The organism is Clostridium sp. AM27-28 (assembly GCF_003480955.1).
GTDB lineage: Bacteria > Bacillota > Clostridia > Lachnospirales > Lachnospiraceae > Otoolea > Otoolea fessa.
This window is the reverse complement of the sequence record NZ_QUJT01000001.1, coordinates 355018-370311: the sequence shown is the minus strand read 5'-3', so window position 1 is coordinate 370311 and position 15294 is coordinate 355018. Positions and strand designations below refer to the sequence as shown.

The 15294-nt window shown below is 49.4% G+C and carries 14 protein-coding genes; all 14 read right to left on the bottom strand.

All coding sequences use genetic code 11. From position 1 onward, the window contains the following. Positions 1–153 precede the first annotated feature (153 nt). The 14 genes from DW720_RS01805 to opp1B all read right to left on the bottom strand — a co-directional run bounded on the left by DW720_RS01805 (position 154) and on the right by opp1B (position 15289). The gene (locus DW720_RS01805; protein ID WP_022358508.1) at positions 154–963 is read right to left on the bottom strand and encodes a putative hydro-lyase; all 810 of its coding nucleotides are present in this window, start codon (positions 961–963) and stop codon (positions 154–156) included. Between the two features lie 36 nt (positions 964–999). Next, the gene (locus DW720_RS01800; protein ID WP_118522218.1) at positions 1000–2097 is read right to left on the bottom strand and encodes a biotin-dependent carboxyltransferase family protein; all 1098 of its coding nucleotides are present in this window, start codon (positions 2095–2097) and stop codon (positions 1000–1002) included. Between the two features lie 2 nt (positions 2098–2099). Next, complete coding sequence (pxpB, locus tag DW720_RS01795) at positions 2100–2828, bottom strand: 5-oxoprolinase subunit PxpB (protein ID WP_022358506.1); 729 nt, start codon at positions 2826–2828, stop codon at positions 2100–2102. A gap of 223 nt (positions 2829–3051) precedes the next feature. Continuing rightward, the gene (locus tag DW720_RS01790) at positions 3052–4275 is read right to left on the bottom strand and encodes an NRAMP family divalent metal transporter (protein ID WP_117796818.1); all 1224 of its coding nucleotides are present in this window, start codon (positions 4273–4275) and stop codon (positions 3052–3054) included. A gap of 24 nt (positions 4276–4299) precedes the next feature. After that, positions 4300–5061 (bottom strand): 5-oxoprolinase subunit PxpA, encoded by a 762-nt coding sequence (locus DW720_RS01785; RefSeq protein ID WP_022358636.1) that lies wholly within the window; start codon positions 5059–5061, stop codon positions 4300–4302. A gap of 353 nt (positions 5062–5414) precedes the next feature. Beyond that, positions 5415–6779, bottom strand: coding sequence for a sigma-54 dependent transcriptional regulator (locus DW720_RS01780; RefSeq protein WP_118749190.1), 1365 nt, complete (start codon positions 6777–6779; stop codon positions 5415–5417). 75 nt (positions 6780–6854) lie between these two features. Beyond that, positions 6855–8171, bottom strand: a complete 1317-nt coding sequence (locus tag DW720_RS01775; protein WP_118749189.1) for a HAMP domain-containing sensor histidine kinase — start codon at positions 8169–8171, stop codon at positions 6855–6857. Between the two features lie 61 nt (positions 8172–8232). After that, positions 8233–9660 (bottom strand): sodium:solute symporter family protein, encoded by a 1428-nt coding sequence (locus DW720_RS01770; protein WP_118749188.1) that lies wholly within the window; start codon positions 9658–9660, stop codon positions 8233–8235. Between the two features lie 2 nt (positions 9661–9662). Next, positions 9663–10694 (bottom strand): tRNA pseudouridine(38-40) synthase TruA, encoded by a 1032-nt coding sequence (gene truA / locus DW720_RS01765; RefSeq protein WP_118749187.1) that lies wholly within the window; start codon positions 10692–10694, stop codon positions 9663–9665. A gap of 156 nt (positions 10695–10850) precedes the next feature. After that, entirely contained in the window at positions 10851–11852 is a 1002-nt protein-coding gene (locus DW720_RS01760) for a succinylglutamate desuccinylase/aspartoacylase family protein (protein WP_118749186.1), read from the bottom strand. A 50-nt stretch (positions 11853–11902) separates the two neighbouring features. Continuing rightward, on the bottom strand, positions 11903–12685 hold the full coding sequence (locus tag DW720_RS01755) for a dipeptide/oligopeptide/nickel ABC transporter ATP-binding protein (RefSeq protein WP_118749240.1): 783 nt from the start codon (positions 12683–12685) through the stop codon (positions 11903–11905). After that, on the bottom strand, positions 12673–13527 hold the full coding sequence (locus DW720_RS01750) for an ABC transporter ATP-binding protein (RefSeq protein ID WP_118749185.1): 855 nt from the start codon (positions 13525–13527) through the stop codon (positions 12673–12675). Before DW720_RS01750 ends, DW720_RS01755 begins: the two co-directional genes overlap by 13 nt. Further along, positions 13524–14348, bottom strand: a complete 825-nt coding sequence (gene opp1C / locus DW720_RS01745; RefSeq protein ID WP_107000778.1) for a nickel/cobalt ABC transporter permease — start codon at positions 14346–14348, stop codon at positions 13524–13526. Before opp1C ends, DW720_RS01750 begins: the two co-directional genes overlap by 4 nt. Continuing rightward, on the bottom strand, positions 14348–15289 hold the full coding sequence (gene opp1B, locus DW720_RS01740; RefSeq protein WP_117796486.1) for a nickel/cobalt ABC transporter permease: 942 nt from the start codon (positions 15287–15289) through the stop codon (positions 14348–14350). The genes opp1C and opp1B overlap by 1 nt, the downstream gene beginning before the upstream one ends. Positions 15290–15294 lie beyond the last annotated feature (5 nt).

Below are 15294 nucleotides of genomic sequence, written 5' to 3'. Positions count from 1 at the left end.
TCTCAGATTCCATCTTCCCTTTTCGCCGCTTTTTAGGTTGGTAATGAACTTTTTCTCTTTTCTCAAGAGAATTTATTTGAAGGAGACTGGGAAATCTCCGTCAAACCTTATTTTTCGATAAAACCGTTCCTGCAATGGCAGAACCGATTCTGCCTATTTCTGCTTCTTCGCTTCCAGATAATCATTCAGCTCCGTATTCAGGACATTGGTAATGAACATATGTCCCGGTGCATGGGTAATGACTAACGGAAGTTTTGCATTTTCAATCGCTGCCTGAGGGGTAACGCCGCAAGCCCAGAATACCGGGATCTCACCCTCGCGGATCTCGACTGGATCGCCATAGTCTGGTTTGGAAATATCCTTAATACCGATCGCTGCCGGATCGCCGATCTGGACCGGACCGCCGTGTACGTTTGGATAACGGTCTGTGATCTCTTTGGCTTTCTGTGCGTTTTCTGGGGTCATGGGACGCATGCTGACAACCATCGGTCCCTTGAACACGCCGGCGCTCTCACACTGGATGTTGGTCTTGTACATGGAAACATTGCAGCCCTGCGCGATATGGCGCACTTCAATGCCGGCTTTCATAAGCGCCTCCTCAAAGGAGAAGCTACAGCCAATCAGGAATGCAACCGAATCTTCTTTCCAATAAGAAGAAACATCTGTTACCTCATCGACTTTCACACCGTCTCGGTAAATGAAATATTTCGGGATGTCCGTCACGATGCTCGCGCCCTCGCCCATATCGTGGATATCCGGTGTGCCCTCTACGACTTCCAGGATTGGACACGGTTTCGGGTTCTTTCTTGCAAATTCTTTAAAATCATCCGCGTACTTCTTCGGCAGGATAACCAAATTTGCCTGTGCATATCCGGCACACATGCCAGCCGTCGGGCGGGTAATCTCGCCAGTCCGAATCAGTTTCCATACTTCCGGTGGTGTCATTTTGCTATAATCTGCCATATACGTTCCCTCCATATCTTTCAATACATCTGAGGTTTATCTGAATCTTTCAGTCTCTTCCTCTAATTCAACCATATATTCAGTTCCATCGATCACAACCCGGTAGGTTCCAATCGGATTCCAGTATCTCTTCGATTCACATCCAACCGCTACCTGAATCACCGCATCGAGTTCTCCGCACGATTCCGGTACTTTTGCCAATTCTTCTTTGAGTGCCTTGAGTTTTTCCACCTGCTCAATGTAGAGCTTCTGTGCTTCCTCAACCGTTACTTTCTGGAAATGTACTTTATAACCCGGTCTGGACTGTGCAACCAGCGGAAGATCCACAGAGATAACACCAGCAATCTTCGTATAACCGCCGGTGGTCTGATGATCCGCCATCATGATAATCGGTTGTCCGTGGGACGGCACCTGAATCGCACCAAAGGCGATACCGTCTGTAATAATATCGCCACCATTTTTATGCTCGATGACCTCGCCCTCAAGACGGCAGCCCATACGGTCGGACTCATTCGTAAATGCATATGTGCTACTTAAGAACGTCTCTACACCTTTCTCGGTAAAGCAGTCATCCTGCGGTCCCATGACAACGCGGATGGTTTTCTCAGTCTGGGAGAAGTCCTCCGGCGTCACTTTTCTCTTTCTCATATTTGGAAGGGTCGTCTTCGGAGCAGCAAAACCAATCTCGTCTCCGCCGCCGATCTTTCTTCCCTGATAACCGCCTACTTTCAGCTTTAAGTTAGTGGATTTGCTGCCCATCTGTACCGGGATATCCAGCCCGCCTGCCACTGCAATGTACGCGCGGCTTCCACTTGTCATACCGGCAAAGTTCATGGAATCGCCCTTATGTACTAAAACTGCCTGATACATCGGAAGATCTTTTCCATTTACCTTCGGAACCAGATTGCCGCCGGTTACTGCGATAATATTGTCTTCTGTAAATTCCATCATCGGTCCCATCAGGGTTACTTCCAGAACCGCCTCGTTTTCATCATTTCCCACCAAAATATTCGCGATCGCTGCGGAACGCTGATCCATAACGCCTGATACAGACATACCGGACTCCTGATAGCCGGTGCGTCCCATGTCCTGTACGGTTGTGAGGAATCCGCCGCTTGCAAACTTAATGCCCATCTTTATACCTCCTTATCGTACACAACGTATTTGTAGGTTCCATCTTCGACTTCTTTTTCGATCTTTTTATACTCTTCCTCGGTTACTGCAGCAAACTTGATATACTGTCCCGCTTCCAGAAGCACTGGTTTCTCGCGGTCTGCATCATAGAGTTTTAACGGAGTCCGTCCAATTAACTGCCAGCCTCCCGGAGATGCTACCGGGTAGATACCGGTCTGCTCACCGGCAATACCAACGGAGCCGCCCTCAATCTTCACTCTCGGGCTCTTCAGACGCGGGGTTGCGATCTCTTTGCTCATGCCGCCCAGATATGGGAATCCAGCGATGAATCCAATCATGTAGATTAGATATTCTTCAGATGTATGAATCTTGATGACCTCTTCCACGGTCTTGTGATTGTGCTCCGCAACATTTTCAATATCCGGACCCATCTCTCCGCCGTAGAGAACCGGAATTTCGATAACAGTTGGCGGCGGGATCGGAATGCTGGATAAGGAACCCATCAATTTATCAAATTTTTCTGTGAGTGCCTTGAATCCGATCACTTCCGGATGATAATGTACTAATAAGGAGCGGTATGTCGGAACCGTCTCCACAATTCCCGGTATATCGCTTTTTTCAACCGCAATCTTGAATGCGCGGATTTTCTTGTTGATCTCCGGGCTGATTTCATTGCCAAACTCAACGCACACAGCGCTGTCGCCCGCTACAAGGTATCTTACCTCGCTCATATATACCTCCTGTCAGATAAACGAAGCCCCCGCCTGCCTGTTCTGCTTTTCTTCGAAAAACCTAAAAACTGCTTCCGACCCAACAAGCCAGTTACAGGGAAACGCCCGGCAGACCTGCTGCCATAAGCCAGCCATCTGCGTGCTCATCCAGCCAGTCCGCCGGGCGCCTGTCCGTTTAATCGTTTTTTATTATTTTACCACATTTTTTGCATTTTTTCATTCATTAACCAAAGATGGTAAGAATCTTCGGCAGAGCCTTGATTCCGGAGTAACCGGTCAGAAGAACAACGCATACACCAAGTACGATGAGTACGGTCGGATGTTTGTAATTTTCACCGACGATATCTTTCCTGCGGCTTGCCAGAAGAATGACAAGCAGTGTAATCGGAAGAATCAGTCCGTTTACGGAACCTGCCAGAACCAGAAGAGTTGCCGGCTGTCCAAGTAATGTCATGATAACGGTCGATACAGCGATGAAGCCGATAACGAACCATTTCTCATTCTCCATGATGAACGGATGCAGGGTCTTTAAGAAGGATACGGATGTATACGCTGCACCGATGATGGAGGTGATAGCTGCAAACAGGATAACCAGACCGAAGATCTTGTAACCGATGATGCCTGCGCCTGCCTTAAAAGCTGCTGCTGGCGGGCTTGCTACCCATGCTTCGCTTCCAACTACTTCCGGAGTTGCTGTAACAACGCCTAAAACTGCGAGGAACAGTAAAATTCTCATAACTCCCGATACGCTGATGCCCATTAATACGGAGCGGCGAACATGCGGAAGATCCTTGGTTCCGGAGAAACCTGCATCCAGAAGACGATGTGCACCGGAGAATGTGATGTAACCGCCGCAGCTTCCGCCAAGCAAGGTAATAATCGGGAATACCAGGTTCGGGAATTCGTTCAGATGTCCAACACTGCCGATTGCCTCAACAACCGGAGGTTTGGAACGGAATGCTACATAAAGTACGGTAACAATCATGATGCTTCCTAAGTATTTGGTCAGCTTATCCATGAAGTTTTTCGCATCCTTGGATAAGAAGATCAGAATACCGATGACACCGGCTACAACGGTTCCGACTTTCAGCGGAAAACCGAATACGATGTTAAAACCGGTTGCGGCGCCGCCGACGTTACCGATATTGAATACCAGACCGCCGAGAGACACAAGGAACGCGATGAAATATCCGAGTCCCGGAACAACTTTATTTGCGATATCTTGTCCACGCATACCGGACACACCGATGATGGACCAGATATTTAACTGGGTTGTAACATCCAGAAGAATGGTACAGATGATTGCCAGTGCGAAAATAGAGCCGTACTGACCGGTAAAGGTTGCGGTCTGCGTCAGGAAACCAGGTCCGATCGCGGACGTTGCCATCAGGAACGCGGCGCCAATCAGGGCTGTCGTGTTCGCATTACTTTTTTTCTTTTCTCCCATATTTCTCTTCTCCTTACATATGTATTAGCGGAACAGATTTTTAATCTCCACTCCCTCGGCTACCAGGGTCTCACGAATGTTCTTTACGAACTCCAGCGCTTTTGGGTTGTCTCCGTGTACACAGATGGAATCTGCCTTGATGGAAATGTCGTTTCCGTTGATGCTCTCAACTTTTCCTTCTTTTACCATTCTTACGACACGTTTGATTGCCAGGTCTTTATCTTTGATGACTGCTCCCGGAAGTTTTCTGGAAACCAGGGTTCCGTCATCGTTGTATGCACGGTCTGCGAACACCTCGCTCGCTGCCTGTAAACCAACCTCCTCAGCCGCCTTGATCATCTGGGATCCTGCCAGACCCATGAAGATGATATCTTTATCTACTTCATAGACTGCTTCACACATCGCTCTCGCCAGCTTCTCATCAACAGCTGCCATGTTGTAGAATGCACCGTGCGGTTTTACGTGCTGGATTTTTACGCCTTGGCTCTTAGTAAATGCGCTCAATGCGCCGAGCTGGTATTTCAGATATGCTTTCGCTTCTTCCGGAGTTACCACCATGTTTCTTCGACCGAAGCCCATCAGATCCGGAAATCCCGGATGTGCTCCTACTGCGGTTCCGTATTTCTTTGCCAATGCGATGGTCTTATCCATAACCATCGGATCACCTGCATGCCATCCACAGGCTACGTTGGCGGAAGACACGTACTGAAGAATTTCTTCATCCATACCAATCGTATAGTTACCGAAGCTCTCACCTAAATCACTGTTTAAATCGACATAAAACATGGTTCATTCCTCCCTTTCTTAGCTCACACATCTCATTTTTGCGGCTTAGCGTTTCTTCTGTCTGTTTTCAACAACCATCGGAAACTATTTTTAAGATGAGATGTTTTTTGTATGTTCCCCTTGTTTTTTTGCTTCTAATGATATTTTATCTGACTTTTATGTATTTTTCAATCATAATTTTAATATTTTTTAAAATAATTTAATTTATATGCAAAAATCGTGCAAAAACGCACGTTTTAGGCGTGCGTTTTTGCACGATGTGATTTTTTGCACCTTTTTACCATTCATTCCTGCACCCGGTTTACCAGACAACCGTTTTCGTCCTTCCTCCTGATACAGTTTTTCTGCTTTTTCTACTTCTCCCCGTCTTCCCGCTCCATCTTCCGTTTCATTGAGAACCGGGTGACACCGAGCAGCGCCGCCGCCCGCGTCAGGTTATTGCCGGAAAGTTTCAACGCCTCCGACATATATCGTTTCTCCAGCGCCGCGACCTCCTGCTCGAGGTCGATCGGTCCTTTTTTCAGATCTTTCAGATAGATGCAGTCCCCGCTCTCCGGCCTTTCCTCCCGCTCGACCGGCGCCAGCTCCACGTGTTTTTCCAGGATATTTCCCTGGCTGAAGAGAAAACAACGCTCAAAAATATTTTTAAGCTCCCTGACATTGCCCTTCCAGTCGTACAAGAGCAGCTCCCGCATGAAATCCGGATCCACTTTTTCAATATTGCGGGCAAAGGCTTTATTATAATAGTCAAGGTAATAGTCACAGAGCACCGGGATATCCTCGCGCCGGTCACGAAGCGGCGGAATCTCGATCTGCATGACATTCAGCCGGTAGAACAGATCCTCCCGGAATTGCCCCGCCTTGATCGCCTCCTCGAGATTTCTGTTCGTCGCCGCAATGATCCGAACATCGACCGCCGTGTCCTCCAGCGCGCCGATCCGCTTAAATTTCCGGTCATCCAGGAAGGTCAGAAGTTTCGTCTGCATCGCCATCGGCAATTCGCCGATCTCGTCCAAAAAGACCGTACCGCCGTCCGCCAGCTCAATCAAGCCCTTTTTCGTCTTGAGCGCCCCCGCAAACGCGCCGCGCTCGTAGCCAAAGAGCTCGCTCTCCATCAGGTTTTCCGGAATCGCACCGCAGTTAATGCGTACCATCAGGTTATCCTTGCGGGCGCTGTTCGCATGAATCTGCCGCGCCACAACTTCCTTGCCCGTTCCCGTCTCCCCGCGCAGGAGTACATTGACCGACAAATTTTCCCCAAGCACCTGAATAAGGTGCCGGATCCGGGCAGCTGCCTCACTGACACCTAAAAACTGCGGCACATCGCCTTTCAGGAAGACGAGTGAATCCCGGTTGCGCTTCTGCTCCAGACACCGTTTGATCAGCATATCGATCTCATCCACATCAAACGGCTTTAAAATATAATCATATGCGCCGCGCTTCGTCGCCTCAACCGCCTGGGAGACGGAACCGTACGCCGTCATCATGATGACCTGCAGTTCCTCATCTGCATTTTTGAAATTGACAATCTCATCCATCCCGACACTGTTTTCGAGGAGATTGTCGAGAAGGAGCACCCCCGGATGATATTTCCTGACAAACTCCAGCCCTTCCTCGACGGTTGCGGCTGAATAGGCGTCATATCCCCTGTCTTTCAGTCCTTCCTCCAGTGTATAGCGAATCAGAAATTCATCGTCCACAATCAAAATTCGATCCATGTGCATCCTCCTCCCTGTTTCATAACATTATACCTTAAATACTAAATTCGTGAAATACCTCATTAAATGGTCATACTATACCATTTTCCCCGGAAATCTTAAAACCACGTCTGTCCCTACCCCCGGCTTGCTCACGATCTCCATCGTTCCTCCATTTGACTCCACCAGGCGGCTCACGATTGAGAGCCCAAGCCCGGTTCCGTTGATGCTCTTTGTATAAAATGGTTCCAGCGCCTTGGAAACTTCTTCCTCCGTCATGCCTTTTCCGTTGTCCCGCACCGTCACAAGCACTTCTTTCTCCTGCGCGGCTGCCATGAGCTTGATCTGTCCCTCGCGGTCCGGTACCAGCGCCCTCAGGCTGTTGCTGATCAGGTTGTGGATGATCTGACGGAACTCATTTTCATTGAGACTCGCCCTCAGTCCCTCTTCTGCCTCCACCAAAAGCGATGCGCGGCGGCTGTCCGGTCCTTTCGCATAGATCATTCCGATCTCCTTTAAAACACCGGTCACAGAAACCTCCGTTTTCAGTGATTCACGCCGGATTGACAAAGTCAGAAGATTCATGATCAGCGCCGTAACGCGGTCGATCTCATGGATCATGCTGTCACAGAGCATCTTATCTCCGTCCTTGACTGCCCTGCCCTTTAAAAGCTGAATCCCGGAGCGGATGCCCGCGATCGGGTTCTTGATCTCATGCGCCAGCGTCGCTGCCATCCGGCTGGTATATTCCATTTTCGTGTAATTATCCATGTTTTTGAGCAGTCCCTCAAAGGTAACCGCCAGCTGCCCGATCTCGTCGTGGCGGCTGACCGCCTCAAACCGGTATTTCTGATAACTGCCCTTGTTTTCCTCGATTTCTTTACAGGTATGGCTCATCCGGCGGATGGGGCGCGTGATACTGTGGGAAATGAAAATACTTGCCTGGCAGATGAGAATCAGCGCCGCGATCGCGCCAACTACCAGATAGCTCTGCTGCTCTAAGATGCGGTTCCCGAATATTCTCTCATTTATCCGGTACTCCAGCCGCCAGCCAAATGGATTTTCCCCCTCGCTGACTGCCAGCACCGATGTATTTTTCCAACGGCTTCCGACCGTGATCTCCTCACCGTCACGGTTCAGAATCCGGATCCGCCCGCGCTCAAAATTCCGGTATTTTTCCGCGATCTCCTCCTCCGGCAGACGCTTTTCCAGGAAGTGCAAATCGCGGTTTACATTCTCAAACAGCGTATCAGCCAGCTCAAGCTCACTGTTTTTCTGCATCGTGTAGCCATTATAATAGGAAATCATACTGAAACTGCCGATTACCAGGATTCCGACCAGCACAAATGGAACCATGACCTCATTTTCAATTTGTAAAAACCAATTTGAAAGACGTTTCAGCCATTTATTCATCGCTCGTTTTCGCCTCCTTCTCGCTGTTGTCTGCCACCTTCATGTTTCCAAATGCCCGCCTTTAGCAAGCACGTTTTTTCCATATACTCTCCAGCACCGGGACAAGGACAAAAACCAGGGTCGAACACAGCGTCACCGGAAATCCCCAGTAAACCGGCAGCTCACGCGGCTGAAGCAGCACCGTCCCGGCTACCCCTGTCACAAATGCCGCCCATGCGCCCGTCCTCGTCGCCCGCTTATAATAAAGCGTACCGTAGAGAAGCGGTGTCAGAATTGCTGAAAACAATCCCCAGATATCCGCGCCGAAAAACAGGCTGTTGGACGGTGGATTTAAGGAGAGCAGAAGCGCCAGTGTTCCGCCAAGAAAGATAAAGAGCTGCGTCAGCCCCAGGATGTGGTCCTCTGTTTTCTTCCATTTTCCATACTGCGCCACCACATCGTAGGACATCATCGAGCCAATCAGAAGCAGCTGCGAATTCGCCGTCGACATGCACGCGCCGATCACGCTGATCAGGAAAAATCCGCTGAACCGCGAGCGGATCAAATAATTAATCGCGTAGACAAAAATATCGTCTGAACCGAAGTAAGAGTGCAGATAAGGAAACAGAATCCGAAGTCCCAGACCGATCTGGGTCAGGCAGAAATAAAAAAATGTCAAGAACACCAGCGAACAGATCAGGACTTTCCGCGCCGTCTCACGGCTCTTTGCCGCCACAATCCGGATCAGATACTGAGGATTCGTTGCCAGCCCCATACCCCAGCCAAAAAACATCGTGAGGTACATGGCAAGGCTGTAATCCTTCATCAGATTTCCAAAACTGTCCGTCCCGCTGCCTGCCGCATTTCGGCTGAACACCTCCGCGTTTGTCAGAAATCCGCTTCCCTCTATTCCTCCGACCACGACAAAATAAACAACCACTATGCTGATCGTGAGCATGATGAGGTTGCCGCCGTCCGTCTTGGTAACCGAATTGAATCCTCCAAAGGTAGAATACAGAATAAACAGATAAACCAGAAAAATTGCAACTTTATAATCAATATTTAAGAGCGTCGCCGCCGCGATTCCAAATCCCTTGATCTGGATCACCAGATAAAAAACGTAACCGCTCGAGAGCAGCAGGGCACAGCAGGTCCGCAGAAGGCGGGAATGGTAGCGATCCCCGATGAACTGCGGGATCGTGAGCAGGTCGCAGTCATAGATACGCCCGCTGATAAGATACAAGAGCCCCGCGCCGATGAACCACGGGATAACTGTCACGGCGATCACTGAGGTTCCATTTTCAAAAACATTGCCCGTATATCCCAGAATGGTCGCAGCGGACACCCAGGTTCCGACGAAGGTGCAAAACAGCCGCCAGAACCCGCATTTCCGTTCTCCGATAAAAAATTTTCCAATCGAATCGCTCTCACCGAACGATGATTTTCCTATGATCAGGATAATCAGCGAATAGACGCTGAAACAGACCAGATAATCAAATGTTCTACTCATACTTACTGATGTTCACCCTCGTAGATGGCTTCCAGCCAGCCTTCTTCCGCCTCCGGCTGCCGTCTCAGCCGGTAATATCCGTAGATGCTCCCCTCTTCTCCAAACGTATCCCGCACAAATACCTGTTTCGCACCATTTCGGTATGCCTGATGGATCACGCGACGGAGCACACCGTCAAGCTCTTCCGGCTCACAGCGCTCGATCGTGAGGTAGGCAAGCCCTTTCTCCGGGACATTTCTCTGATCCAGCACATAGTGCCAGTGCTTATTTTCGCCCTCCAGGTACGGTGCCAGCTCTTTTTCGTACTCCAGACTTACGAGCGTCAGCCCGCGCGCCGGGATCGTAGGACCTGCTGCCGCCCGGTTTTTCTCCTCCAGAATCTCCTCCATCTTCTCCGGCGGGTAAACGCCCATACCGATCTTAACCAGCGTCCCGGCGATGATGCGGACCATATTGTAGAGGAAACCGCTGCCGCTGATGCGGATCGTAATCAGGTCGTCCGCCTTCGTCACGGTCAGGCTGTAGATCGTCCGCACTGTCTCCTCCGCCTGGGTCCGCACCGTACAGAAACTCTTGAAATCGTGCTCGCCGATGAGATAGGATGCCGCCTTCTGCATTTTCTCTAAATCCAGATTGAAATAGCAGAAATGACTGTATAAGCGCTGCAGCGGCATATCGATCTTGCGGTTCAAAATCTTGTATTCATAGGTTTTCACGCAGTTTGCCTTGCGTGGATGGAAGGTAAGCGGCACCTCCTCCGACGCCTGGATCCGCACATCGTCCGGCAGGCGCTGGTTGAGTGCAAAGCAGATCTTATCCCCCGGAATCCGGCTCTCGGTATCGAAAACTGCCACATTTCCCATCGCATGGACACCCGAATCCGTCCGGCTCGCCCCGATGACCTGAATATCCTCTTTTAAAAGAGAAGAAAGCGCCTGGTTCAGCACCTCCTCAATGGTCACTCCGTTGGGTTGAAGCTGCCACCCGCAGTAGGCGGTTCCGTCATAGGAAACCACTAGCTTAATTCGTCTCATATATATTCCTCTATTTCTATATTTATCCTCAAAAATCTATTTTCTGCTATTTATCATACCATATAATCCCCTTTTTTTGACAGATATTTTTTTATTGACCGTCTTTTCCTATGCAAAAAGCACCTTTGGATCCTTTCATCCAAAGATGCTTTTTTCTTAGCATTCGCCATATGCTACCAGCGGTTCTCCCTCACTTACCCCCAGTGACAAGGTATAGTAAAAGACCATACCGTCAAGCTCTGATTCATAACGATACATCAGGCTGCCGTCAAGCCGCCGGATTTCTCCCAGTAAATCTCCTTTTTTCAGGCAGCTTCCTTCCCGGATAGCCGGATACCAGAATCCATTTCCCGGTGCCTCCAGATAGCGCATGGTCCGAATCTCCTTTTGCTCTATTTTCCCGGACGGAAGCACCTCTGATTCCGGGGAGCTTTCTGAATCTTTTAAATTCATTCCTTTGACTGATTCCAGAATACTTTCTGGCAAAATATCCAGGTGAACCAACAGTTCATACAGATTTATCCGATATGCATCCACTTCCCTTTCTGTCCAACGCCCCAGTCCGCCCCGTTCTAGTAGAAGAGCCGGGATTCCTTTCTGCGCTGCCCAGCTGTACAGACCATTTTTTGCCGTTGATGCCACTCTCCACGACAAAGACATTGCTCTTGCCGCTGCAGCCGCCTCTTTTTCTACCGTCTCGCCTGCTGCAATCGGAAAAAAAGCAAACGGAACTACCATCTCGTGAATATCTCCACTATGGAGATCCACAAGGAAATCCGCACCTGGATACAGATACGTTTCCACAGCTGCTGCTATCTTCGCTGACCGGCTTCCCATCTCCGTTCCCGGAAATGCCCGATTTAAATTGATACCATCCTCCGGTACCAGCTGCTTGATTTCCTTATAAAATCCACCTTCATTGGCAATCGGAAGAAATACCGCCTCTCCCTCCATCTGCCTCGGATCCAGTTCCTGAATCAGACGGGAAACTGCCAGAATTCCTATGTACTCACAGCCATGTACCCCCGCTGTAACAATCAACCGTTTTCCCGGTCTTGAACCACAAAAAGCCGCCGCTTTCAGGCTGCATTCCTCATCCACCGGAATTTCCAGCCACTGCTTCGTGCCTGCCTCCACCTTCGTTTCATATATTTTCATGTTCTATTTCCTGTTCTGAGAACTTTTCTGCTCATTTTACTCAATTCCATCTAAACGATCGCCTGCAGCAGCCTGCGCGCATATTCATCCGTTGTCTTTCCAAGTTCCCGGACCGGACAGCATTCTGTGATATGCCCGCGGTATAAAAACAGCACCTCATCGCACAGATAGGTAACCGACGTCAAATCATGCGTAATAAATACATATGTCAGATTCAGTTTCTCCTTTAAATCTATAAGCAGATCCATAACCTGCACCTGCGTATGTGCATCCAAAGAGGAAATCGCCTCATCGAACAGAATTATCTCCGGTTCACAGGCTACCGCCCGGGCAATGCAGACTCGCTGGAGCTGACCGCCGGACAATTCATGGGGATATCGATCCAGAAAATCTGCACTCAGTCCCACCATCTCCATCAGCTCTCCGGCACTTTTTTTAATTTTCTCTCTTGAAAGCTTCCGAATTCCCTTTTTACGTGCTGCTGCCCGCTGTCCCTCCGCCAGAATATCCCGTATACGGAAACGCGGGTTCGCCGAGGTTGTATAATCCTGAAAAACAATACTGATTTTCTTCTGCAGATTCTTTTTTCCCTGACGGTTTCGGTAAATCTCCTCCCCATCCAGAAGCACCTGCCCGGAATCCGGTCTTAAAAGTCCGCAAAGGACACGTCCAACCGTCGATTTTCCGCTTCCGGTTTCTCCTAAGATCCCCAGGCAGCTTCCCCTTTCCACCTGCAAAGATACGTCAAACAGCACCTGGTCCCTGGAGGTTCCAAACAATTTATCCTGACGCTCACTCCGGAAGCTGACACATATATCTTTTAATTCAAGCATAATTCCTCCTGATTATCCAGGCAAAGCCGGTAGCGCTCCATGACCGAGCGCCGTGTCTCTGCAAGCATCCGTGTATACGGATCCTTTGCATGCCTTAAGATATGTTCAAAATCGCCCTGTTCGACCAGTTTTCCTCCATTCATCACGACGATCTCGTCCGCAATCTTCGAAACCGCCCCCAAATCATGGGAGATAAATATCATCGCCGTATGACTTTCTTCCTTGATCCGCTGAAATTCCTTCAAAATTTCAGCCTGGGTGATGGCATCGATTGCCGTTGTCGGTTCATCTGCCACCAGAAGTACCGGTTTCATCGCCAGTGCCAGCCCAATCATGATTCTCTGAAGCATTCCTCCGGAAAGCTGGTGTGGATACTGCCCCAGCACTTCCTCCGGATTATGAATCCTCATTTTTTCCAATACTTCCAGGGAAGCCTCCCGGATCTTTGCCCGTTCCCAATCTGTATGGACCGCAAAGGTCTCGGCCATCTGGCTTCCAATCCGGTAAAGCGGGTCAAAGCAGGTCATCGGATTCTGGAGAACCATGCCTATCTTCTGCCCACGCAGCCGCCGCTGTTCATCCCGTCCTGCCCGGCATAGATCCTTTCCCTCAAACCATGCCTGTCCTTCTATCCGGAACTGGCGGTCCAGAAGTCCCAGAATTGCTTTTACCGTCAAGCTTTTTCCGCTTCCGGATTCTCCCAGGATGCCCAGGCACTGTCCCGGCTCTACCTCAAAGCTTACATTCTCAACCAATTTTTTCTGTTTATTCCTGGTTTTCAGTTCTACATTCAGTCCATCCACGCGCAGAATCGGCTGCACCCGCTCATGATTCAGGCTCATTTCTGCACCTCCTTCGGATCCAGCACATCCCGCAGGGCATCTCCCATCAGGTTAAACGCTGCTACCAGAATTACCACCGCAATTCCCGGAACCAGCATCTGTACCGGATTGCTGGTGAGGACATTCTTCGCCTCGCTCAGCATCGCTCCCCATTCCGGTGTCGGTGCCTGTACACCCAGTCCCAGAAATGAGAGGGTTGAAATATTGATAATCGCCCATCCGACATCCAGAGAGGATAAAACTGCCAGATCTGCCGCAATTGACGGTACAAGATGGCGAAATAATATAAAAGATTCTGGTGTTCCTATACATCGTGAAAAGCGCACAAAGTTCCGGTCACGATACTGCATAACACCTGTCCGGATCATCCGCGCATACCAGGCCCATTTAATAAACACATTGGCCAGAATTACATTCTGCACGCTGATTCCCAACAGGGCTACCACTGCAAACACCATGATCTGGCTCGGAAATGAAAGCATTACATCGACTGTGCGCATGATCACCTCTTCCACGATCCCGCGGAAATAACCTGCCAAAAGTCCCATCAACGCTCCCAGGCCAATCGTTCCAAGCATGGTCAGGACTGCCAGCCCCAGCGTCGGACGGATTCCATAAATCATTCTCGACAAAATACACCGTCCCAGATTATCGGTACCAAGTGGATACTGCTGGCTGAATCCGGCAAATTTATTTAAAATATCCGTTGCATACGGATCATTCGGTGCGATAAACGGTGCAAAGATCCCTATGAGCGCCACGATAAGCACCAGACCAATCGTTCCAACGGCCGCCCGGTTTCGAATCAATCGTCCTACCATCAATGACTCTCCTTTCTAAGACGCGGATCTGAAATTGTCTGAAGAATATCAAATAATAAATTAAATCCGACAAATAGTACTCCGATCAATAGCACATACGTCTGGATCACCGGATAATCCCGGTTAAAAATCGAGCTGATACAGAGTGTCCCAAGCCCCGGCCAGGCAAATACATTCTCAACGACGATCGTTCCGGAAATCAGCTGCGGTATGCTCATTCCGATCGCTACAATACAAGTATGCATCGAATTTTTCAAAATGTGTTTAAGAAGAATCTGCCGGTTTGGAATGCCTCTCACATTGGCATAGAGAACATAATCCTGTTTCATGTTTTCCAACATATTATTGCGGATCAGGCGGATATACGTCGATATATAACTCAATGATACCGTAAACGATGGCAGAATCAGGTGTTTAAAGCTCCCGCTTCCGCTCGTTGGAAGCAGATCCAGCTTGATCGAAACCAGCCAGATCAGAAGAAGCCCTACCCAGTATGCAGGCATCGCCGTTGTCATAAAAACAATCGCCCGCATGATGCGGTCAAACACACCATCCTTATAAACGGCACAGAGCACTCCAATCGGAATGCTCAGTACCAGAACCATCACAAACGATACACCCGCAAGCTGCAGAGTCGCCGGAAGACAGCGCATCAGTTCGCCCGCAACTGTACGGCTCGGATTGACGTAACTGATTCCAAAATCTCCCCTCAGACAGTCAGCCAGCCAGGAAATATATCGTATCAGATATGGTTTGTCCAATCCAAGTTCCGCCCTTACCTGTGCCACCGCTTCTTCTGTAATAATCGGTACCTGGCGGATGCGCAGTGCCACCTCCGCCGGATCGGATGGTATCAGGTTAATAAACACAAAACACACAAACGAAATGATAATAAGAAGCGGAATTGCCGACAGGATTCGTTTTATGATATATTGTTTCATTTATT